At 68.5% G+C, this 20,676-nt stretch carries 17 protein-coding genes; 9 read left to right on the top strand and 8 right to left on the bottom strand.

Annotated features, from left to right (window positions below):
• The first annotated feature begins 2 nt into the window (after positions 1 to 2).
• The 7 genes from recG (at position 3) to ubiA (ending at position 8,223) form a co-directional block, all read left to right on the top strand.
• A complete protein-coding gene (gene recG / locus AC0KUR_RS18195) occupies positions 3 to 2,342 on the top strand; it encodes an ATP-dependent DNA helicase RecG (protein WP_473376261.1) in 2,340 nt (779 codons plus the stop codon).
• Positions 2,343 to 2,468: 126 nt separating this feature from the next.
• Entirely contained in the window at positions 2,469 to 3,428 is a 960-nt protein-coding gene (locus tag AC0KUR_RS18190; protein ID WP_034187146.1) for a hydrogen peroxide-inducible genes activator, read from the top strand.
• 381 nt (positions 3,429 to 3,809) lie between these two features.
• Positions 3,810 to 3,938, top strand: coding sequence for a hypothetical protein (locus AC0KUR_RS18185; RefSeq protein ID WP_260435749.1), 129 nt, complete (start codon positions 3,810 to 3,812; stop codon positions 3,936 to 3,938).
• 101 nt (positions 3,939 to 4,039) lie between these two features.
• Complete coding sequence (gene katG / locus AC0KUR_RS18180) at positions 4,040 to 6,226, top strand: catalase/peroxidase HPI (RefSeq protein WP_034187147.1); 2,187 nt, start codon at positions 4,040 to 4,042, stop codon at positions 6,224 to 6,226.
• A gap of 142 nt (positions 6,227 to 6,368) precedes the next feature.
• Positions 6,369 to 6,530, top strand: a complete 162-nt coding sequence (locus AC0KUR_RS18175) for a hypothetical protein (protein ID WP_167361864.1) — start codon at positions 6,369 to 6,371, stop codon at positions 6,528 to 6,530.
• Positions 6,531 to 6,659: 129 nt separating this feature from the next.
• Complete coding sequence (gene dpsA / locus AC0KUR_RS18170) at positions 6,660 to 7,148, top strand: non-specific DNA-binding protein DpsA (protein ID WP_034187148.1); 489 nt, start codon at positions 6,660 to 6,662, stop codon at positions 7,146 to 7,148.
• Between the two features lie 211 nt (positions 7,149 to 7,359).
• Positions 7,360 to 8,223, top strand: coding sequence for a 4-hydroxybenzoate octaprenyltransferase (gene ubiA / locus AC0KUR_RS18165; protein ID WP_034187149.1), 864 nt, complete (start codon positions 7,360 to 7,362; stop codon positions 8,221 to 8,223).
• 87 nt (positions 8,224 to 8,310) lie between these two features.
• Here ubiA and proC read toward each other — a convergent pair whose 3' ends face one another.
• The 6 genes from proC to AC0KUR_RS18135 all read right to left on the bottom strand — a co-directional run bounded on the left by proC (position 8,311) and on the right by AC0KUR_RS18135 (position 15,447).
• Positions 8,311 to 9,123, bottom strand: coding sequence for a pyrroline-5-carboxylate reductase (gene proC, locus AC0KUR_RS18160; RefSeq protein WP_034187150.1), 813 nt, complete (start codon positions 9,121 to 9,123; stop codon positions 8,311 to 8,313).
• A gap of 52 nt (positions 9,124 to 9,175) precedes the next feature.
• On the bottom strand, positions 9,176 to 9,874 hold the full coding sequence (locus AC0KUR_RS18155; protein ID WP_034187443.1) for a YggS family pyridoxal phosphate-dependent enzyme: 699 nt from the start codon (positions 9,872 to 9,874) through the stop codon (positions 9,176 to 9,178).
• 120 nt (positions 9,875 to 9,994) lie between these two features.
• Positions 9,995 to 11,221: a glycolate oxidase subunit GlcF gene (glcF, locus tag AC0KUR_RS18150; protein ID WP_034187151.1), complete on the bottom strand. Its 1,227-nt coding sequence runs from the start codon at positions 11,219 to 11,221 to the stop codon at positions 9,995 to 9,997.
• 7 nt (positions 11,222 to 11,228) lie between these two features.
• The gene (gene glcE / locus AC0KUR_RS18145; protein WP_034187152.1) at positions 11,229 to 12,317 is read right to left on the bottom strand and encodes a glycolate oxidase subunit GlcE; all 1,089 of its coding nucleotides are present in this window, start codon (positions 12,315 to 12,317) and stop codon (positions 11,229 to 11,231) included.
• Between the two features lie 185 nt (positions 12,318 to 12,502).
• Entirely contained in the window at positions 12,503 to 13,996 is a 1,494-nt protein-coding gene (locus tag AC0KUR_RS18140; RefSeq protein ID WP_034187153.1) for an FAD-linked oxidase C-terminal domain-containing protein, read from the bottom strand.
• 41 nt (positions 13,997 to 14,037) lie between these two features.
• A complete protein-coding gene (locus tag AC0KUR_RS18135) occupies positions 14,038 to 15,447 on the bottom strand; it encodes an FAD-binding oxidoreductase (RefSeq protein WP_049035160.1) in 1,410 nt (469 codons plus the stop codon).
• 136 nt (positions 15,448 to 15,583) lie between these two features.
• Between AC0KUR_RS18135 and AC0KUR_RS18130 the strand changes: the two genes are divergently transcribed.
• Together AC0KUR_RS18130 and hmpA are read left to right on the top strand one after the other, a co-directional pair.
• Entirely contained in the window at positions 15,584 to 16,135 is a 552-nt protein-coding gene (locus tag AC0KUR_RS18130) for a cob(I)yrinic acid a,c-diamide adenosyltransferase (RefSeq protein WP_034187155.1), read from the top strand.
• A gap of 95 nt (positions 16,136 to 16,230) precedes the next feature.
• On the top strand, positions 16,231 to 17,439 hold the full coding sequence (gene hmpA / locus AC0KUR_RS18125; protein WP_473376260.1) for an NO-inducible flavohemoprotein: 1,209 nt from the start codon (positions 16,231 to 16,233) through the stop codon (positions 17,437 to 17,439).
• A 248-nt stretch (positions 17,440 to 17,687) separates the two neighbouring features.
• On the opposite strand, the gene aroG is transcribed toward hmpA, so the two are convergent.
• Positions 17,688 to 18,761: a 3-deoxy-7-phosphoheptulonate synthase AroG gene (aroG, locus tag AC0KUR_RS18120; RefSeq protein ID WP_034187157.1), complete on the bottom strand. Its 1,074-nt coding sequence runs from the start codon at positions 18,759 to 18,761 to the stop codon at positions 17,688 to 17,690.
• 397 nt (positions 18,762 to 19,158) lie between these two features.
• The gene (gene tldD / locus AC0KUR_RS18115; protein ID WP_034187158.1) at positions 19,159 to 20,625 is read right to left on the bottom strand and encodes a metalloprotease TldD; all 1,467 of its coding nucleotides are present in this window, start codon (positions 20,623 to 20,625) and stop codon (positions 19,159 to 19,161) included.
• Positions 20,626 to 20,676 lie beyond the last annotated feature (51 nt).

The raw sequence follows: 20,676 nt of genomic DNA, 5'->3' as shown, positions 1-20,676 counted from the left end.
CGATGCCTGTGTCACCACGCCGTTCCGCCGCCGCCGCCGCCGCCGCCGCCGCCGTTGCCGATTCCGCCGATCCGTTCGACGCGGACGATGCCGCCACGCCCGCGCCGCCCGCATCGGCCGCCGGCGCGCGCCGCGCCGGCCCGAAGCGCGGCGCCGACGGCCGGCTCGCGCAGCCCGCTGCCGCCGCGCCCGACGTCGAACCGGGCGCGGGCGGCGACGACGCCGACGCGCCCGGTGCATCGGGCACGAAGCGCAAGAAGAAGCCTGCCGCCGACAAACCGGTGAAAACCGCCGACAAGCTCGCGAAACTCGGCCTCACGCGTTCGATCGATCTCGTGCTGCATCTGCCGATGCGCTACGAGGACGAAACCACGCTCACGCCGATCGGCGAACTGCTGCCGGGCGGCATCGCGCAAACCGAAGGCGTCGTGTTCGACAACGAAGTCGCCTATCGGCCGCGCCGCCAGCTCGTCGTGAAGATCCAGGACGACGACGGCGAGCAGCTCGTGCTGCGCTTCCTGAATTTCTACGGGTCGCAGGTCAAGCAGATGGCCGTCGGCCAGCGGCTGCGCGTGCGTGGCGACGTGCGCGGCGGTTTCTTCGGGATGGAGATGGTGCATCCGGCCGTGCGCGTCGTCGAAGCGGACGCGCCGCTGCCGCAGGTGCTCACGCCCGTCTACCCGAGCACGGCCGGCATGTCGCAGGCCTACCTGCGCAAGGCGATCGAGAATGCGGTCGAGCGCACGCCGCTGCCCGAGCTGCTGCCGCCCGAGATCCAGCGCGACTACCTGAAGCCGCTCGACGTGCCGACGCTCGAGCAGGCCGTGCGCATCCTGCACCACCCGCGCGTCGATTCCGACGAAGCCGCGTTGATGGACGGCTCGCATCCGGCGTGGACGCGCATCAAGTTCGAGGAGCTGCTCGCGCAGCAGCTGTCGCTCAAGCGGGCGCACGAGGAGCGCCGCACGCGTGCCGCGCCCGCGATGCCGCGCCGCACCGCGAGCGACGCCGATGCGCTGACGACGCGGCTCTACGCGGCGCTGCCGTTCACGCTGACGGGCGCGCAGGCGCGCGTCGTCGACGAGATCGCGCACGACCTCACGCTCGCGCACCCGATGCAGCGCCTGCTGCAGGGCGACGTCGGCAGCGGCAAGACGGTCGTCGCGGCGCTGGCCGCCACGCAGGCGATCGACGCCGGCTACCAGGCCGCGCTGATGGCGCCCACCGAAATCCTCGCGGAACAGCACGCGCGCAAGCTGCGCGCATGGCTCGAGCCGCTCGGCGTGTCGGTCGCGTGGCTCGCGGGCAGCCTGAAGGCGAAGGAGAAGCGCGCGGCGATCGAGGCGGCCGCGCTCGGCACCGCGCAGCTCGTGATCGGCACGCACGCGATCATCCAGGACACGGTCGAATTCGCGCGGCTCGGCCTCGTGATCGTCGACGAGCAGCACCGCTTCGGCGTCGAGCAGCGTCTCGCACTGCGCGCGAAGGCCGCGAACGCGGCCAACGGCGCGCGCGATTTCCAGCCGCACCAGCTGATGATGTCGGCCACGCCGATCCCGCGCACGCTCGCGATGACGTACTACGCGGATCTCGAGGTCTCGACGATCGACGAGCTGCCGCCGGGCCGCACGCCCGTGCTGACGCGCCTCGTCGGCGACGCGCGGCGCGACGAGGTGATCGCCCGCGTGCGCGAGGCCGCGCTGACCGGGCGCCAGGTGTACTGGGTGTGCCCGCTGATCGAGGAAAGCGAGACGCTGCAGCTGCAGACGGCCGTCGAAACCTACGAGACGCTGGCGGCGGCGCTCCCCGAACTGAAGGTCGGGCTCGTGCACGGCCGGCTGTCGCCGGCCGACAAGGCCGCCGTGATGGAGGCGTTCACGCGCAACGAAGTGCAGCTGCTCGTCGCGACGACCGTGATCGAGGTCGGCGTCGACGTGCCGAACGCGTCGCTGATGGTGATCGAGCACGCGGAGCGTTTCGGCCTCGCGCAGCTGCACCAGCTGCGCGGCCGCGTCGGGCGCGGCACCGCGGCGTCGGTGTGCGTGCTGCTGTACACGGGGCCGCTGTCGCTGACCGGCCGCGAGCGGCTGAAGACGATGCGCGAGACGACCGACGGCTTCGAGATCGCGCGGCGCGACCTCGAAATCCGCGGCCCCGGCGAATTCCTCGGGGCGCGCCAGTCGGGCGCGGCGATGCTGCGCTTTGCCAACCTCGAGACCGACGGCTGGCTGATCGACCCGGCCCGCGAGGCCGCGACGCGGCTGATTGCCGCGTACCCCGACATCGTCACGCAGCATCTCGCCCGTTGGCTCGGTGCGCGGGAACAGTACCTGAAGGCTTGATTCGGCAGCTCGGGGCCGGATCAGAAAGCCGTCGATCGATGCATCGGATGTCGAGAAACTTGGCGAACCGGTGCCGGAGGGTGTATAAATTAAACCTATCGCCTGTATATACCTGATTGACCCACAATGACGCTGACTGAATTGAAATACATCGTCGCGGTCGCGCGCGAACGGCATTTCGGCCGCGCGGCCGAGGCCTGCTTCGTGAGCCAGCCGACGCTGTCGGTGGCGATCAAGAAGCTCGAAGACGAGCTCAACGTGCAGATTTTCGAGCGCGGCGCGAGCGAAGTGAGCGTGACGCCGATCGGTGACCAGATCGTCACGCAGGCGCAGCGCGTGCTCGAGCAGACCTTCGCGATCAAGGAGATCGCGAAGCAGGGCAAGGACCCGCTGGTCGGCCCGTTCCGCCTCGGCGTGATCTACACGATCGGGCCGTACCTGCTGCCGACGCTCGTCAAGCAGATGATCCAGCGTGTTCCGCAGATGCCGCTGATGCTGCAGGAGAACTACACGCTGAAGCTGCTCGAACTGCTCAAGCAGGGCGAGATCGACGCCGCGATCATGGCGCTGCCGTTCCCGGAAACCGGCCTGATGGTGCGTCCGCTGTACGACGAACCGTTCGTCGTCGCGCTGCCGGCCGGCCATCCGTGGGAGAAGCGCGAGGAAATCAATGCCGAGGACCTGAAGCAGGAAACCATGCTGCTGCTCGGCAACGGCCATTGCTTCCGCGATCACGTGCTCGGCGTGTGCCCGGAGCTGATGCGCTTCTCGCAGACGGCCGACGGCATCCAGAAGACCTTCGAGGGCTCGTCGCTCGAAACCATTCGCCATATGGTCGCGAGCGGTGTCGGCATCACCGTGCTGCCGCGGATGTCGGTCGCCGAGGTCGGCCCGCGCGCGAACGGCCCCGATGCGGAGCTGCTGTCGTACGTGCCGTTCAACGAACCGGTGCCCGACCGCCGCGTGGTGCTCGTGTGGCGCAAGAGCTTCACGCGGATGCCCGCGATCGACGCGATCAGCGACGCGATTTCCGCGTGCGAACTGCCGGGCGTCGCGAAGCTCGACATGCCGGCCACGATGAACTGAGCGCGTATGGCAGCATGATGAACGGGGTCTTGCGACCCCGTTTATTTTTCCCTATCGCATAGATGAAATTTATTAAATTCAAATAACCAATAGATATAGATAGAATCCTCTACATGGATCGGCGTCGTCGCCGACGCGCGACATGCACGTTGAATGCAAGCGTCAAAGGAGGATGTCATGATGCGGTCGGTATTGCAGCACGCGCAGCGGAACATCCCGTCGCGCGACACGGTCGTACATCGCGCCAGGGCCGCGGTTCGCAGCCTGCGTCCGATTGCGTTCGCGTACCTGGCGGATCGCGTGTATGGCGGATGAGTGCCGCCGCGCGCCGGTCCGGTGTTCCCCCGATTCACCCGCCATCAAGCCATGAGGGAGCATTGCATGCCCGACAGCATGACCACCGCACGCATCGCCGGCACGACGACTGCCGGCAGTGGCTTCCCCGAGCGCCCCGCCTGCGGCGCGTTGCAGCGGGAACGCGAGCCGAAGGCCGCGCACGACATCCCGTAGTACGGCAGGAGGATCTGCCTGTTCCGTTTCTTATCCCCCGCAATGCTCCACGAACCGCGCCCGGCACGTGGGGGCCTACGAGCAAGTAAAGGAGAAAAAGCATGTCGAACGAAGCGAAGTGTCCGTTCAACCACACCGCAGGCAGCGGCACGACGAACAAGGACTGGTGGCCGAATCAGCTGAACCTGAATGTCCTGCACCGGCATTCGGCGCTGTCCGATCCGATGGACCAGGATTTCGACTACGCCGAGGCGTTCAAGAAGCTGGATCTCGCGGCGGTGAAGCAGGACCTGCACGCGCTGATGACGACGTCGCAGGACTGGTGGCCGGCCGACTTCGGCCACTATGGCGGCCTGTTCGTGCGCATGGCATGGCACAGCGCCGGCACGTACCGCACGGCCGACGGCCGCGGCGGCGCGGGCGGCGGGCAGCAGCGCTTCGCGCCGCTCAACAGCTGGCCGGACAACGTGAGCCTCGACAAGGCGCGCCGGCTGCTGTGGCCGATCAAGCAGAAGTACGGCCGCAACATCTCGTGGGCCGACCTGCTGATCCTGACGGGCAACGTCGCGCTCGAATCGATGGGCTTCAAGACGTTCGGTTACGCCGGCGGCCGCGTCGACACGTGGGAACCGGACGACGTGTACTGGGGCTCGGAAAAGATCTGGCTGGAACTGAGCGGCGGCCCGAACAGCCGCTACTCGGGCAAGCGTGAGCTCGAAAGCCCGCTCGCCGCCGTGCAGATGGGCCTCATCTACGTGAACCCGGAAGGCCCGGACGGCAACCCCGACCCGGTCGCCGCCGCGCACGACATCCGCGAGACGTTCGCGCGGATGGCGATGAACGACGAAGAGACGGTCGCGCTGATCGCGGGCGGCCACACGTTCGGCAAGACGCACGGCGCCGGTCCGGCGTCGAACGTCGGCCCCGAGCCGGAAGCCGCGGGCCTCGAGGAGCAGGGTCTCGGCTGGAAGAGCACGTTCGGCACGGGCAAGGGCAAGGACGCGATCACGAGCGGCCTCGAAGTCACGTGGACCTCGACGCCGACGAAGTGGAGCAACGACTTCTTCAAGCACCTGTTCAGCTACGAGTGGGAGCTCACGAAGAGCCCGGCCGGCGCGCACCAGTGGGTCGCGAAGGACGCCGGCGAAGTGATTCCCGATGCGTTCGACGCGTCGAAGAAGCATCGCCCGACGATGCTGACGACCGACCTGTCGCTGCGTTTCGACCCGGCCTACGAAAAGATCTCGCGCCGTTTCTACGAGAACCCGGCCGAGTTCGCCGATGCGTTCGCGCGTGCGTGGTTCAAGCTCACGCACCGCGACATGGGCCCGCGCTCCCGTTATCTCGGCCCGGAAGTGCCGGCGGAACACCTGCTGTGGCAGGACCCGATCCCGGCAGTCGACCACCCGCTGATCGACGCCGCCGACGTCGCCGCGCTGAAGGCGAAGGTGCTGGCGACCGGCCTGTCGGTGTCGCAGCTCGTGTCGACGGCATGGGCGTCGGCAGCGACGTTCCGCGGGTCGGACAAGCGCGGCGGCGCGAACGGTGCGCGCATCCGCCTCGCGCCGCAGAAGGACTGGGAAGTGAACCGCCCGGCCCAGCTCGCGAAGGTGCTGGAGACGCTCGAAGGCGTGCGGAAGGCGTTCAATGATGCGCAGACGGGCGGCAAGAAGGTGTCGCTCGCCGACCTGATCGTGCTGGCCGGTGCGGCCGGCGTCGAGCAGGCCGCGAAGAACGCGGGTATCGCGGTGACGGTGCCGTTCGCGCCGGGCCGCGCGGATGCGACGCAGGAAGAGACCGACGTCGAGGCGATGGCCGTGCTCGAGCCGCTCGCCGACGGCTTCCGTAACTACCTGAAGGCCGCGTACAAGACGCCGGCCGAGGCGCTGCTGGTCGACAAGGCGCAACTGCTGACGTTGACGGCGCCGGAGATGACGGTACTCGTCGGCGGCTTGCGCGTGCTCGGCGCGAACGCCGGCGACTCGAAGCACGGAGTGTTCACCGATCGTCCGGAAACGCTGACGAACGACTTCTTCGTGAACCTGCTCGACATGGCCACGGAGTGGAAGCCGGTGTCGGCCGCGAACGACGTGTTCGAGGGGCGCGACCGCGCGACGGGCGCGGTCAAGTGGACGGGCACGCGCGTCGACCTGATCTTCGGCTCGCACTCGCAGTTGCGCGCGCTGGCCGAGGTGTACGGCAGCGCGGATGCGAAGGAGAAGTTCGCGCGCGATTTCGTCGCCGCCTGGAACAAGGTGATGACCCTCGACCGCTTCGACCTCGCATGAAACCGGCCGCATGCTCATGCGGTCATGCAGTGACGCAGTGACGCAGTAACGCAGTAACGCAGTGATGCAGTAACGCGGAACGGCCGGTCGAACGACCGGCCGTTTCTTCTCGGAACGATGTCTTGTCAAGGGAGTAACGACCATGACGCAAATGATGCTCAACATGCGTGCGGCGGCGTCGCCCGTTCTGCGATCGCCGGTCGAACTGGCGCGCTACGTCGTCGGCTTCGCGATCGTCATCGGCGGGGCGGCGGAACTGGTCTCGCAGGCGCTGCACGCGCTCGCGCCGGTCGCCGGCGGTTGACGGCAGCGACGGCAGCGACGGTTTCGCGACGCCAGACGTGCGAGTCGCGAACGGATGCCGTGTGACGCGGCATACGGATTGCTCGACGCATTTTCACCGGTTCAACATTTCGAACGAGGAGTCCCGAAGATGGCCAGGAAAGGCAACGCCACGCCGATCAACATCGGCATCAGCGACAAGGACCGCAAGAAGATCGCGGACGGCCTGTCGCGCCTGCTCGCCGATACGTTTTCGCTGTACCTCAAGACCCACAATTTCCACTGGAACGTGACCGGGCCGATGTTCAACACGCTGCACCTGATGTTCGAGGAGCAGTACAACGAGCTATGGCTCGCGGTCGATTCCGTCGCGGAGCGCATTCGCACGCTCGGCGTCGTCGCGCCGGGCACGTTCGCCGAGTTCGCGAAACTGTCGTCGGTGCCGGAAGCGAAGGGCGTACCGGCCGCCGAGGAGATGATCCGCCAGCTCGTCGAAGGACACGAGGCGGTCGTGCGCACCGCGCGCGACATCTTCCCGATCGCCGACGCGGCCAGCGACGAGCCGACCGCCGACCTGCTGACGCAGCGCCTGCAGACGCATGAAAAGACCGCATGGATGCTGCGGTCGCTGCTCGCGTAAGCGCGGTGCGGCCGTGCAGGGGCGCCGATCGGCCCGATCCGCGATGAGGTCGACTCTGTCCCTTGATTGACGCGCGATGCGGCACAGCCGCGCGCAGCGGGCCTGGGCGGCGTGTGCGCGCCCGCCGGTAGGCGTCTGCGGGCCGCTCCCGACATGACGCGGAGCGCCGCTCGGCTCTAAAATGCCGGGGTTATCTTCCCGGTGCTTCGCCATGCTTGCCCGTTTTCCGCTGTATCTGCGGCTCGTCCGGATGGACAAGCCGATCGGCAGCCTGCTGCTGCTGTGGCCGACGCTCAACGCGCTGTGGATCGCGTCGGACGGCCATCCGCGCTGGCCGCTGCTCGTGATCTTCGTGCTCGGCACGCTGCTGATGCGCTCGGCCGGCTGCGCGATGAACGACTACGCCGACCGCGATTTCGACCGTCACGTGAAGCGCACGGCCGACCGGCCGCTGACGTCGGGCAAGATCCACGCGTGGGAAGCCGTCGCGATCGCGGTCGGGCTGTCGTTCGTCGCGTTCCTGCTGATCCTGCCGCTCAATACGCTGACGAAGGAACTGTCCGTCGTCGCGCTGTTCGTCGCGGGCTCGTATCCGTTCATGAAGCGTTTCTTCGCGATTCCGCAGGCGTATCTCGGCATCGCGTTCGGCTTCGGCATCCCGATGGCGTTCGCGGCCGTGCAGGACACGGTGCCGGCGATCGCGTGGGTGATGCTGGTCGCGAACATCTTCTGGTCGGTCGCATACGACACCGAGTACGCGATGGTCGATCGCGACGACGACATCAAGATCGGCATCCGCACGTCCGCGCTGACGTTCGGCCGCTTCGACGTCGCGGCCGTGATGGCGTGCTACGCGGCGACGCTCGGCATCTACGTGTGGGTCGGCGTGACGCTCGGCTTCGGTCTCGTGTACTGGGCCGGCTGGGCCGCCGCGGCCGGCTGCGCGCTGTATCACTACACGCTGATCAAGGATCGCGAACGGATGCCGTGCTTCGCGGCATTCCGGCACAACAACTGGCTCGGCGGCGTGCTGTTCGCGGGCATCGCCGCGCATTACCTGCTGGCCGGCAACTGAACGAAGCCGCGCGCCGCCAATGAAAAAGCGACCTGACGGTCGCTTTTTTTACATCGGGCGCCGGCAATCCGGCAAGCGCTCCCGCGCTTACGCGCGGCCGAGTTCGTCGCCCATTTCCTTCGCACGCGCTTCCGCCGCCAGCGCGCCGCGCACGATCGCTTCCTTCACGCCCTGCGCGTCGAATGCCGCGAGCGCGGCGGCCGTCGTGCCGCCCTTCGACGTCACGCGCTCGCGCAGCACGCTTGCCGGCTCGCCCGATTGCGCGGCCAGTTGCGCGGCGCCCGTAAACGTCGCGACCGCGAGCGCGCGGCCCTGTTCGTCGTTCATGCCGAGGCGGCGTGCGGCTTCCTGCAGCGCTTCGATGAAATAAAACACGTACGCGGGGCCGCTGCCCGAAATGGCCGTGACGGCATCGAGTTGCGACTCGTCGTCGAACCACACGATCTCGCCGACCGCGCCGAGCACGTTCGACGCGAGTTCGCGGCCCGCCGCGTCGACCGCGGGCAGCGCGGCGAGGCCCGTCACGCCCATGCCGACCAGCGCGGGCGTGTTCGGCATCGTGCGCACGACGCGCGGGTAGTCGCCGAGCCAGCGCGCGAGATCCGTGCCGCGGATGCCGGCCGCGATGCTGATCACGAGCTGCGACGTCAGGTGCGGCGCGAGCGCCTGCGCGACGTCCTTCAGCACCTGCGGCTTCACCGCGAGCACGATCGCGTCGTAGCCGGCGAGCGTCGCGTCGACGGCCGCGCCGGTGCGGATGCCGAATTGCTGCGCGGCGCGCGCGCGGACGTCCTCGTTGACGTCGATGGCATACAGGCCGTCGGCGGCGACGCCGCGCTTGATCAGGCCGCCGATCAGGGCCGCGGCCATGTTGCCGCCGCCGATGAATGCGATTTTCATGATGTCCGAATGAGCGAGTGAGTGAACGGAAAGGCGGAAAAGGGCGTGGCGTTCAGTGCGAATAATCGCGCGCGCCGAAGATCGCGGTGCCGACGCGTACGATCGTCGCACCTTCGAGCACGGCCGCGTCGAGGTCGGCGGACATGCCCATCGACAGCGTGTCGAGCGGCAGGCCGTCGGCGCGCAACGTGTCGAACAGCGCGCGCAGCGCGCGGTGCGGCACGCGTTGCGCGTCGGTGTCGCCGGCCGGTTCGGGAATCGCCATCAGGCCGCGCAGCCGCAGCGACGGCAGCGCGGCGACCGCGCGCGCGACCTCGGCCACGTCGGCCGGCGCGACACCGCTCTTCGACGCCTCGCCGCTGATGTTCACCTGCACGCACACGTTGAGCGGCGGCAGGTGCGCGGGGCGCTGTTCCGACAGGCGCTGCGCGATCTTCAGGCGGTCGACCGAATGGACCCAGTCGAAGCGTTCGGCGACGGGGCGCGTCTTGTTCGATTGCAGCGGCCCGATGAAATGCCATTCGAGCGACGCGCGCAGGTCGGCGAGCGCATCGATCTTGTCGATCGATTCCTGCACGTAGTTTTCGCCGAATGCACGTTGTCCGGCCGCGTGCGCGGCGCGCACGTCGTCGGCGGGAAACGTCTTCGACACGGCGAGCAGCGAGATGGTGGCGGGATCGCGGCCGGCCGCGCGGGCGGCGTCGGCGATGCGGCGGTGAACGGATTCAAGACGGGCGGCGAGATCGGACATGACGGGCGCGAAAGCAGGCACGAAAGCGGGCATGAAGCCGATGCGCCGCGACACGCGGCGCATCGATCCGCTCATTATACGGACGCCGCGCGCGGACGCCGGCCGCGGCGGCGCGTCACGTCAGCCGTACAGCAAATGCTCGACGAGCTGGACCCAGTGGGTGACCGGAATCTGCGTGCCGCTCTGCAGGTGCGCGATGCAGCCGATGTTGCCGGACACGATCATCTGCGGTTCGAGCGCCTGCAGTTTCAGCAGCTTCTGCTTGCGCAACCGGTACGACAGCGACGGCTGCGTCAGCGAATAGGTGCCGGCCGAGCCGCAGCACAGATGACTGTCGGCCGGTAGCCGCACGTCGATGCCGAGCGTCTCGAGCAGCCGCTCGACCTTGCCGCGCGACTGCTGGCCGTGCTGCAGCGTGCACGGCGGGTGGTACGCGACCGTATGGACCGCGCGGCGCCGCGCGAGCGTCGCGAGTTCGGCCTCGAATGCGAGCAGCACGTCGGAGATGTCGCGCGTCAGCGACACGATGCGCTGCGCCTTCTCCGCGTAAGCCGGATCGTCGCGCAGCAGGTGCGCGTATTCGAGCACCGTCGCGCCGCAGCCCGAGGCGTTCATCACGATCGCCTCGGCGCCCTGTTCAACGTGCGGCCACCATGCGTCGATGTTGCGGCGCGCGTCGTCGAGCGCTTCGTCGTGATAGTTCAGGTGCAGGCGGATCGCGCCGCAGCAGCCCGCGTCGGGCGCGACGACCGTCTCGATGCCGAGCGCATCGAGCACGCGCGCGGTCGCGATGTTGATGTTCGGCAGCATCGACGGCTGCACGCAGCCGCCGAGCATCAGCATCTTGCGCGGATGCGTGCGGTGCGGCCATTCGAGCAGCCGCGTGCGCGGCGGCACCTTGTCGCGCAGCCGCTTCGGCAGCAGCGGCCGCACATGCTGGCCGAGCCGCATCACGGGCGAGAACAGCGCGGCATTCGGCACGAGGCTCGCGAGCATGCGGCGCACGAGCCGCTGCTGCGCCGGGCGCTGCACCTGCGCCTCGACGTGCTTGCGGCCAATCTCGACGAGCCGGCCGTACTGGACGCCGGACGGGCAGGTCGTCTCGCAGCTGCGGCACGTGAGGCAGCGGTCGAGGTGCTGCTGCGTGCTGCGCGTGACGGGCGCGCCTTCGACCATCTGCTTGATCAGGTAGATGCGCCCGCGCGGGCCGTCGAGTTCGTCGCCGAGGAGCTGGTAGGTCGGGCAGGTCGCGGTGCAGAACCCGCAGTGCACGCACTTGCGCAGGATCGCGTCGGCCTCGTCGCCGTCGGGCGTGTTGCGGATGAAATCGGCGAGGTTCGTTTGCATCGAGCCCTCAGAGGTCGGGGTAGAGCCGGCCGCGGTTGAAGATGCGCGCGGGATCGAAGGCGGCCTTCAGCCCGCGGTGGATTTTCATCATCGGAGCGGGAAGCGGCGTGAACACCCCCGCGCTGCGGTCGTACGCGTCGCCGGCGCGGAACAGCGTCGCGTGGCCGCCGGCCTGCTTCGCGCTCATGCGGACGGTCTGCGCGTCGGCGTCGGTGATCCACCAGCGCTGCGCGCCGCCCCATTCCATCAGCTGGGTGCCGGGCAGGTGCATCGGCTCGGTGATCGACGGCAACGCGAGGCGCCACAGCGCGTAGCCCGGCGGGATGCCGTTGAAGAACGGGTCGGTATGCTCGCGCAGGCCGGCCCAGAAGCGCTCGGCTTCGACCGCGTCGACGACTTCGCCGCCGAGCAGCGTCTTCGCCGATTTCACGGCCGCCTCGGCGCCCGACAGGCGCAGCACCAGCGTGCCGTTGCGCCAGGCGCTCGCACTGACGGGCAGCGGGTGGCCGCCCCATTCGTTGAGCTTGCGCACCGCGTCGGTCGCGGTCATCTCGAACTTCAGCGTGACCTCGGCGACGGGCATCGGCAGCACCTTGATCGACAGGTCGAGCATCAGCCCGAGCGTGCCGAGGGCGCCGGCCATCAGGCGCGACACGTCGTAGCCGGCGACGTTCTTCACCACCTGGCCACCGAAGCGCAGCATTTCGCCGCGGCCGTTCATCAGCGTGACGCCGAGCACGAAATCGCGCGGTGCGCCGCAGGTGGCGCGGCGCGGGCCCGCGAGGCCGGCCGCGACGCAGCCGCCGACGGTGGCCGCGCGGCCGAAGTGCGGCGGCTCGAACGGCAGCATCTGGCCGCGCTCGGCGAGGACGGTTTCGAGCTGCGCGAGCGGCGTGCCCGCGCGGACCGTGACGACGAGCTCTGCCGGGTCGTACGACACGATGCCCTGAAACGCGCGCGTGTCGAGTATTTCGCCCTCGAGCGCCTGGCCGTACCAGTCCTTGGTGCCGCCGCCGCGAATCCGCAGCGGCCGGCCGTCGGCACTGGCCGCGCGGATACGCTCGGCCCATTCGGCGACGATGTCGTCCTCTTCCATGTTCTGTTGCTGCCTCGACTTGTTGTTCGGTCGATTGTACCGGGGTGGCGCGATTCCACATCGCGACTATCCCTAAGCCCCGTATCGCGGATCGCATGCCCGCGTCGCCGCGCGAACGGGCCGCGCGGGCACGGCCGGCCGCCGCGGCCGGGCCGCGGGCACGGGCCGCGACCCGCGCGCGCCGCTCAGAAGCGTGGCAGGTCGGGGTGCGGCAACAGCCCGCCGCGCACGTGCTGGCGGCCGTACTCGGCGCAGCGCGCGCGGGTCGGGATGCCCTTGTCCGGGTTCAGCAGGCCAGCCGGATCGAATGCGCGCTTGACCGCGAAGAACGCGTCGCGCTCCTGCGGCGAGAACTGCACGCACATCGAATTGAGCTTCTCGATGCCGACGCCGTGCTCGCCCGTCACGCTGCCGCCGAATTCCACGCAGCATTCGAGGATTTCCGCGCCGAACTGCTCGGCGCGGTGCAGCTCGTCCGGATCGTTCGCGTTGTACAGGATCAGCGGATGCATGTTGCCGTCGCCCGCATGGAACACGTTGATGCAGCGCAGCCCGTAGCGCGTTTCGAGCTGTTCGATGCGCGCGAGCAGCGGGCCGATCGCACGGCGCGGCACGGTGCCGTCCATGCAGTAATAATCCGCGGAAATGCGGCCGGCGGCCGGAAACGCATTCTTGCGGCCCGACCAGTAGCGCAGCCGCTCCTGTTCGTTGCGCGACACCTGGATGCGCGTCGCGCCGTGTTCGCGCAGCACGGCCGTCATCCGCACGATCTCCTCGGCGACTTCCTCCGGCGTGCCGTCCGATTCGCACAGCAGGATCGCCTTCGCGTCGAGGTCGTAGCCCGCGTGCGTGAACGCCTCGACGGCCTGCGTGGCCGGCTTGTCCATCATCTCGAGCCCGGCCGGGATGATGCCCGACGCGATGATCGCCGCGACGGCCTCGCCGCCCTTGACGACGTCGTCGAAGCTCGCCATCACGAGCTGCGCGGTCTGCGGTTTCGGAATCAGGCGCACCGTCACCTCGGTGACGATCGCGAACATCCCCTCGCTGCCGATCATCACGGCGAGCAGGTCGAGACCCGGCATGTCGAGCGCGAGCGAGCCGAATTCGACGATTTCGCCGTCGATCGTCACCGCGCGCACGCGCATCACGTTGTGCACGGTCAGCCCGTATTTCAGGCAGTGGACGCCGCCCGAGTTTTCCGCGACGTTGCCGCCGATCGTGCACGCGATCTGCGACGACGGGTCGGGTGCGTAATACAGGCCGTACGGCGCGGCGGCTTCCGAGATCGCGAGGTTGCGCACGCCGGGCTGCACGGTCGCCGTGCGTGCGTACGGATCGACCTCGACGATGCGCGTGAAGCGCGCGAGCGACAGCACGACGCCGAGCGCGATCGGCAGCGCGCCGCCCGACAGGCTCGTGCCGGCGCCGCGCGGCACGATCGGCACTTCCATGCGGCGGCAGATCTGCACGATCCGCTGGACCTGCGATTCCGTTTCCGGCAGCGCGACCGCGAGCGGCAGGCGGCGGTACGCGGACAGGCCGTCGCATTCGTACGGTGCGGTGTCTTCGTCGCGATACAGCAGGCAGTGCGTCGGCAGCACGGCCATCAGCGCCTGCACGACTTCGCGCTGGCGCTGCGCGCGGGCAGCGCTCGACAGTTCGACGGGGGCGTTCATGAGGTCTCCTGCAGCGGGCGGCGCGCGGTCGCGCCGCCGTGTCAGCACGTGAAAATCTTGCCCGGATTCATCAGGTTGCGCGGGTCGAGCGCGAGCTTGATCGCGCGCATCGTGTCGATCGCGTTGTCGCCGTGCTCCTTCGGCAGGAAACGCATCTTGTGCAGCCCGACGCCGTGCTCGCCCGTGCAGGTGCCGCCGAGGCGCAGCGCGCGCTCGACGATCCGGTCGTTGATGTGTTCGGCTTCGGCGAGCTCCTCGGGCTTGTCGGGATCGATCAGGATCGCGACGTGGAAATTGCCGTCGCCGACGTGGCCGACGATCGGGCAGGGCAGCGACGACGCACGCAGGTCGACTTCGGTTTCCTCGACACACGCGGCGAGCTGCGAGATCGGCACGCACACGTCGGTCGTCACCGCGCGGCAGCCCGGCTTCAGCTGCAGCATCGCGAAGTACGCGTTGTGGCGCGCGGCCCAGAGCCGGCTGCGGTCTTCGGGGCGTGTCGCCCATTCGAAGCCCTGGCCGTGGTTCTGGCCGGCGAGCGCCTGCACGAGTTCGGCCTGCTCCTTCACGCCGGCCTCGGTGCCGTGGAATTCGAAGAACAGCGTCGGCGCTTCGGTGAGCGTCAGGTTCGAATGGCGGTTGATCGAGCGCACGGCGAGCGCATCGACGAATTCGACGCGCGCGATCGGCACGCCGATCTGGATCGTCTCGATCACGGTGCGCACCGCGTCGCCCATCGTCGGGAACGTGCAGATCGCGGCCGACACGGCTTCCGGCAGCGGGTGCAGGCGCAGCGTGATCTCGGTGATCACGCCGAGCGTGCCTTCGGAGCCGACGAACAGGCGCGTGAGGTCGTAGCCGGCCGACGACTTGCGCGCGCGCGAGCCGGTTTTCACCACGCGGCCGTCGGCGAGCACCGCGGTCAGGCCGAGCACGTTCTCGCGCATCGTGCCGTAGCGTACGGCGTTGGTGCCCGATGCGCGGGTCGCGGTCATTCCGCCGATGCTGGCGTCGGCGCCCGGATCGATCGGGAAGAACAGGCCGGTGTCGCGCAGCGCGTCGTTGAGCGCCTTGCGCGTGATGCCCGGCTCGACCGTCACGGTCAGGTCTTCGGCGTTGATCGACAGCACGCGGTTCATTTCCGACAGGTCGAGCGACACGCCGCCGCGCACCGCGAGCAGGTGGCCCTCGAGCGACGAGCCGGCGCCGTATGGGATCAGCGGCACGCTGTGCAGCGCGCACAGCGACACGACTTCGCGCACGTCGTCGGGACTGTGCGCGAACACGACGGCGTCGGGCAGTTGCGGATCGAACGGCGATTCGTCGCGGCCGTGGTGCGCGCGAACCGCGTCGGCGGTTGACACGCGCTCGCCGAAGGCGGCGCGCAGCGCATCGAGCATGGCGGGGGGCAGCGGGCGGCGCGCGGCGGCCGGCGGGGCAGGGTGATTCACGAACGTCTCCTGACGGCTTGTCGAACTTTCGGCCCATTCTACGCCGTAACACCCGCTGCGCCTGCCGCCGCGGGCTGCGATAATCGCGTTCCAGCCAACCGGGCCGCATCACGGCCGCGCACGAGAGGACATTCGCATGGGCAACCGCTTGAGCAAGATCGCCACGCGCACCGGCGACGACGGCACCACCGGTCTCGGCGACGGACGGCGCATCGGCAAGGACGACGCGCGGATCGCGGCGATCGGCGACGTCGACGAACTGAATTCGAACCTCGGCGTGCTGCTCGCCGAGACGCTGCCGGACGACGTGCGCACCGCGCTCGTCACGATCCAGCACGACCTGTTCGATCTCGGCGGCGAGCTGTGCATTCCCGGCCACGCGGTGCTCGACGACACGCATCTCGCGCGCCTCGACCAGTGGCTCGCCGACTACAACGCGACGTTGCCGCCGCTGAAGGAATTCATCCTGCCGGCCGGTTCGCGCGCGGCGTCGCTCGCGCACGTGTGCCGGACGGTGTGCCGCCGTGCCGAGCGCTCGATCGTCGCGCTCGGCCGCCACGACACGCTCAACGATGCGCCGCGGCGCTACGTGAACCGGCTGTCCGACCTGCTGTTCGTGCTGGCGCGCGTGCTGAACCGCGCCGGCGGCGGCACGGACGTGCTGTGGGAGCGCGGGCGCGTCCGCTGACGCGCGGTCGGGTTGTTGCGCACTGCGACAATTTGCCAGAGGGAGCGTGTATTTTTAAAGATGTATTGTGTGTGCATGTTTAACGGAGAACGAACATGACCCACATCACCGCTGACCAGATGGCTCGCGTGAAGGCCACTGCCCCTGTCCTCGCCGTTCACGGCGCGACGATCACGAAGCACTTCTACCAGCGCATGTTCGCGCGCCATCCGGAACTGAAGAACCTGTTCAACCAGACGCACCAGAAGACCGGCAGCCAGCCGGAAACGCTCGCGAAGGCCGTTTATGCGTACGCCGCGAACATCGACAATCTCGGTGCGCTGGGCGGCGCGGTGTCGCACATCGCGCACAAGCACGCAAGCCTGAACATCCGCCCCGAGCATTACCCGATCGTCGGCGAGAACCTGCTCGCGTCGATCGTCGAGGTACTCGGCGACGCGGTCGACGCCGATACGCTCGAGGCGTGGCGCGTCGCGTACGGCCAGCTCGCGCGGATCCTGATCGGCGCCGAGGCCGATCTGTATGCGGGTGCCGCGTGGAGCGGCTTCCGCCCGTTCAAGGTCGCGCGCAAGGTGCGCGAGAGCGACGAGATCACGTCGTTCCACCTGATGCCCGCCGACGGCGGCGCGGCGCCGGCCTTCGAGCCGGGCCAGTACGTCACGGTGAAGCGTTTCGTCGGCGAACTCGGTGCCGATCAGCCGCGCCAGTACAGCCTGTCCGACGCGCCGCACGGCAAGTGGCTGCGTATTTCGGTGAAGCGCGAGGCCGGTCGGCCGGAAGCGATCCCGGCCGGCAAGGTGTCGACGCTGATGCACGACGGCGTGGAAGAGGGCGCGATCGTCGAGGTGACCGCGCCGATGGGCGAATTTTCGCTGAAGCGCGGCGTCGCGACGCCGGTCGTGCTGATCTCCGGCGGCGTCGGCCTGACGCCGATGGTGTCGATGGCGTCGACGCTGGTCGAGGAACGCAGCCCGCGTGAAGTGCGGTTCGTCCACGCGTGCCGCTCGGGCGCGGTGCACGCGTTCCGCGACTGGCTGAACGAGACGGTGCGCACGCACGCGAACGTCAAGCGCACGGTGCTGTACGAACGGGTTGGCCTGCAAGACCGGGCCGGGGTCGATCACGACCTCGAAGGGCGCTTGACGCCGGAGCGCGTGCAGCAATACGCGCTGGTGCCGGATGCCGACTACTACGTTTGCGGCCCGATCGCATTCATGAAGGCGCAACGCGATGCGCTGATCGAGCTCGGCGTCGCGCCGGAACGCATCCATACCGAGATCTTCGGGTCGGGCGCGCTCGAGTGAGGCCCGCGCGCGAGACCTGCGCTTCATGAAAAAGCCCGGCGCGAGCCGGGCTTTGATTGGGGGGCGGGCACGGCGTCGTGCGTGGCGCTTCGGCGTCGCGTGACCGCGCCACACTTCGGCATCGGCGCTGACCGGTCGCATGCCTTCGGGCTTGCGCGACGGTCACGCGGTCGAACGCATCGGCATGGTCCGGACAATCCGGCAGTGCCGTCGCCGGGCGGGCCATACGGCCAGCCGGTTCGCGTCCGTCAGTTGCCGCTGCCGCGCGCGACGCGGCGTGCCTTGACCGATTCCGCGAGGCCTTCGAGTACCTTCACGCTGTCGTCCCACGCGATGCACGCGTCGGTGATGCTCTGGCCGTAGGTCAGCGCGCAGCCTTCCTTCAGGTCCTGCCGGCCCTCGACGAGGTGCGACTCGATCATCACCCCGACGATGCGCGCGTCGCCGGCCGCGATCTGGCGGCCGATGTCCGCGCAGACGGGGATCTGGTTCTCGTGCTTCTTCGAGCTGTTCGCGTGGCTCGCGTCGATCATCAGGCGTGCGGCGAGGCCGGCCTTGCCGATGTCCGCGCAGGCGGCGTTCACGCTGTCCGCGTCGTAGTTCGGCGTCTTGCCGCCGCGCAGGATCACGTGGCAGTCCTCGTTGCCGGCCGTCGACACGATCGCCGAGTGGCCGCCCTTCGTTACCGACAGGAAATGGTGCGGTTGCGACGCGGCCTTGATCGCGTCGACCGCGATCTTCACGTTGCCGTCGGTGCCGTTCTTGAAGCCGACCGGGCACGACAGCCCCGACGCGAGCTCGCGGTGCACCTGCGACTCGGTCGTGCGCGCGCCGATCGCGCCCCACGAGATCAGGTCGGCGATGTACTGCGGGCTGATCATGTCGAGGTATTCGGTCGCGGCCGGCAGCCCCATCTCGTTGATCTGCAGCAGCAGCTCGCGCGCGGTGCGCAGCCCTTCGTTGATCTTGAAGCTGTTGTCGAGGTGCGGATCGTTGATGAGCCCCTTCCAGCCGACCGTCGTGCGCGGCTTCTCGAAGTACACGCGCATCACGACTTCCAGTTCGCCCTTGAAGCGCTCGCGCTCCTTCACGAGCCGGCCCGCGTATTCGATCGCCGCCTTCGTGTCATGGATCGAGCACGGCCCGATGACGACGATCAGCCGGTCGTCCATCCCGTGCAGGATGCGGTGCATCGACTGGCGCGAGTTGTAGATCAGCTCGGACGCGGCTTCGGAGCACGCGAATTCGCGGATCAGGTGGGCGGGCGGCGTCAGTTCCTTGAGTTCGCGAATGCGGACGTCGTCGGTATTGTGCGGGGGCATGCTGTTTCTCCTAGGTTCCGGGCGCCGTTCGATCAGTGGGCGTGCGGCGGATTCATCAATTCAAGCGATTCAGTGATTTCGGTCGGGGGCCGCGGGACCGCTGCGGCGGCGACCGGGTGGCGAAGGGCGAAAAAAAACCGCCGGGTTCGCCGGCGGTTTTTTCGGGAATTTCGGTTGCGCTTTACGCGCCATCAACCCTCTCGATCCGCCAGCGGTCTGAGATACCAAAAAAAGTAAAAGTAAAACTTGGCGGACATGACGGGAATGGGGTTCGTCAAAAAAGTTGATTCGGAATTTATACCGCGTCGCCGGGCGGCTGGCAACCGGCAGCGGTCAAAAATGCGGACAATCCGCGCGTTTCACCCGAAATGCGCGGATTGTCTGCGCCGCGATGCGGTTATGCCGTACCGCCGACCGTCATCTTGTCGATCCGCAGGGTCGGCTGGCCGACGCCGACCGGCACGCTCTGGCCTTCCTTGCCGCACACGCCGACGCCCGTGTCGAGCGACATGTCGTTGCCGATCATGCTCACGTACTTCAGCGATTCGGGGCCGCTGCCGATCAGCGTCGCGCCCTTCACCGGGTAGGTGATCTTGCCGTTTTCGATCATGTACGCCTCGGACGCCGAGAACACGAACTTGCCGTTCGTGATGTCGACCTGGCCGCCGCCGAAGTTCACCGCGTACAGGCCGTTCTTCACCGACGCGATGATTTCCTGCGGATCCTTGTCGCCGTTCAGCATGTACGTGTTCGTCATGCGCGGCATCGGCAGCGCCGCGTACGATTCGCGCCGCGCGTTGCCCGTGACCGGCATCTTCATCAGGCGTGCGTTCAGCGTGTCCTGGATGTAGCCCTTCAGGATGCCGTCCTCGATCAGCGTCGTGCACTGCGTCGGGTTGCCTTCGTCGTCGATGTTCAGCGAGCCGCGGCGGTTCGGCAGCGTGCCGTCGTCGACCACCGTCACGCCCTTGGCCGCGACCTGCTCGCCGATCCGGCCGGCGAATGCGGACGAGCCCTTGCGGTTGAAGTCGCCTTCGAGGCCGTGGCCGATCGCTTCGTGCAGCAGCACGCCCGGCCAGCCCGGCCCGAGCACGACCGTCATCGCGCCGGCCGGCGCGGGGCGCGCGTCGAGGTTGACGAGCGCCGCATGCACGGCGTCGTCGACGTAGCGCGACAGGACTTCGTCGGTGAAGTAGCCGTAGTCGAAGCGGCCGCCGCCGCCGCCGGAGCCGATTTCGCGGCGGCCGTTCTGCTCGGCGATCACCGTGACCGACACGCGCACGAGCGGGCGGATGTCGGCGGCGAGCGCGCCGTCGCTGCGTGCGACCAGCACGACGTCGTATTCGCCGGCGAGGCCGGCCATCACCTGCGTGACGCGCGGGTCGCGCCCGCGCGCCATCTGCTCGATGCGCTCGAGCAGCTTGACCTTGGCCGTCGCGTCGAGCGACGCGAGCGGATCGGACGGCAGGTACAGGTCGCGGCCCGAGATGCCCTTCAGCGAGCTGGCCGCCTTGATCTTCTGGCGGCCGCCGCCGGCTGCCGCGATCGCCTTGGTGGCGGCAGCGGCTTGCGCGATCGCCTCCGGCGACAGGTCGTCCGAGTACGCGAACGCGGTGCGGTCGCCCGCGACCGCGCGCACGCCGACGCCCTGGTCGATGCTGAAGCTGCCCGATTTGACGATGCCTTCCTCGAGGCTCCACGCTTCGCTGCGGGTCGCCTGGAAGTACAGGTCCGCGTAGTCGACGCGATGCGTGAAGATGTCGGCGATCGTGCGCGTGAGCAGGCTTTCGTCGAGGCCGTACGGCGTGAGCAGGATGTCCTTCGCCAGCGCGAGGTTGCGGATGCCGGGTTCGATGATGTTCATGCGGATATCGGGGGTTCTCAAAAAGTTGTCGGGTGCTGCTGGGCAGATGGG

This window comes from Burkholderia sp. YHN3-13 (genome assembly GCF_055810675.1).
This window is presented reverse-complemented; position numbering and strand designations above follow the sequence as displayed.

Bases quoted from the DNA above. Each gene is read 5' to 3' on its own strand.
- dpsA (WP_034187148.1), top strand. From the start codon at position 6,660: ATGGCCAGGAAAGGCAACGCCACGCCGATCAACATCGGCATCAGCGAC.
- proC (WP_034187150.1), bottom strand. From the start codon at position 9,123: ATGAAAATCGCATTCATCGGCGGCGGCAACATGGCCGCGGCCCTGATC.
- glcE (WP_034187152.1), bottom strand. From the start codon at position 12,317: ATGGAAGAGGACGACATCGTCGCCGAATGGGCCGAGCGTATCCGCGCG.
- AC0KUR_RS18140 (WP_034187153.1), bottom strand. From the start codon at position 13,996: ATGAACGCCCCCGTCGAACTGTCGAGCGCTGCCCGCGCGCAGCGCCAG.
- AC0KUR_RS18175 (WP_167361864.1), top strand. From the start codon at position 6,369: ATGACGCAAATGATGCTCAACATGCGTGCGGCGGCGTCGCCCGTTCTG.
- AC0KUR_RS18155 (WP_034187443.1), bottom strand. From the start codon at position 9,874: ATGTCCGATCTCGCCGCCCGTCTTGAATCCGTTCACCGCCGCATCGCC.
- AC0KUR_RS18185 (WP_260435749.1), top strand. From the start codon at position 3,810: ATGCCCGACAGCATGACCACCGCACGCATCGCCGGCACGACGACTGCC.
- recG (WP_473376261.1), top strand. From the start codon at position 3: ATGCCTGTGTCACCACGCCGTTCCGCCGCCGCCGCCGCCGCCGCCGCC.
- AC0KUR_RS18190 (WP_034187146.1), top strand. From the start codon at position 2,469: ATGACGCTGACTGAATTGAAATACATCGTCGCGGTCGCGCGCGAACGG.
- glcF (WP_034187151.1), bottom strand. From the start codon at position 11,221: ATGCAAACGAACCTCGCCGATTTCATCCGCAACACGCCCGACGGCGAC.
- AC0KUR_RS18130 (WP_034187155.1), top strand. From the start codon at position 15,584: ATGGGCAACCGCTTGAGCAAGATCGCCACGCGCACCGGCGACGACGGC.
- tldD (WP_034187158.1), bottom strand. From the start codon at position 20,625: ATGAACATCATCGAACCCGGCATCCGCAACCTCGCGCTGGCGAAGGAC.
- aroG (WP_034187157.1), bottom strand. From the start codon at position 18,761: ATGCCCCCGCACAATACCGACGACGTCCGCATTCGCGAACTCAAGGAA.
- katG (WP_034187147.1), top strand. From the start codon at position 4,040: ATGTCGAACGAAGCGAAGTGTCCGTTCAACCACACCGCAGGCAGCGGC.
- ubiA (WP_034187149.1), top strand. From the start codon at position 7,360: ATGCTTGCCCGTTTTCCGCTGTATCTGCGGCTCGTCCGGATGGACAAG.
- hmpA (WP_473376260.1), top strand. From the start codon at position 16,231: ATGACCCACATCACCGCTGACCAGATGGCTCGCGTGAAGGCCACTGCC.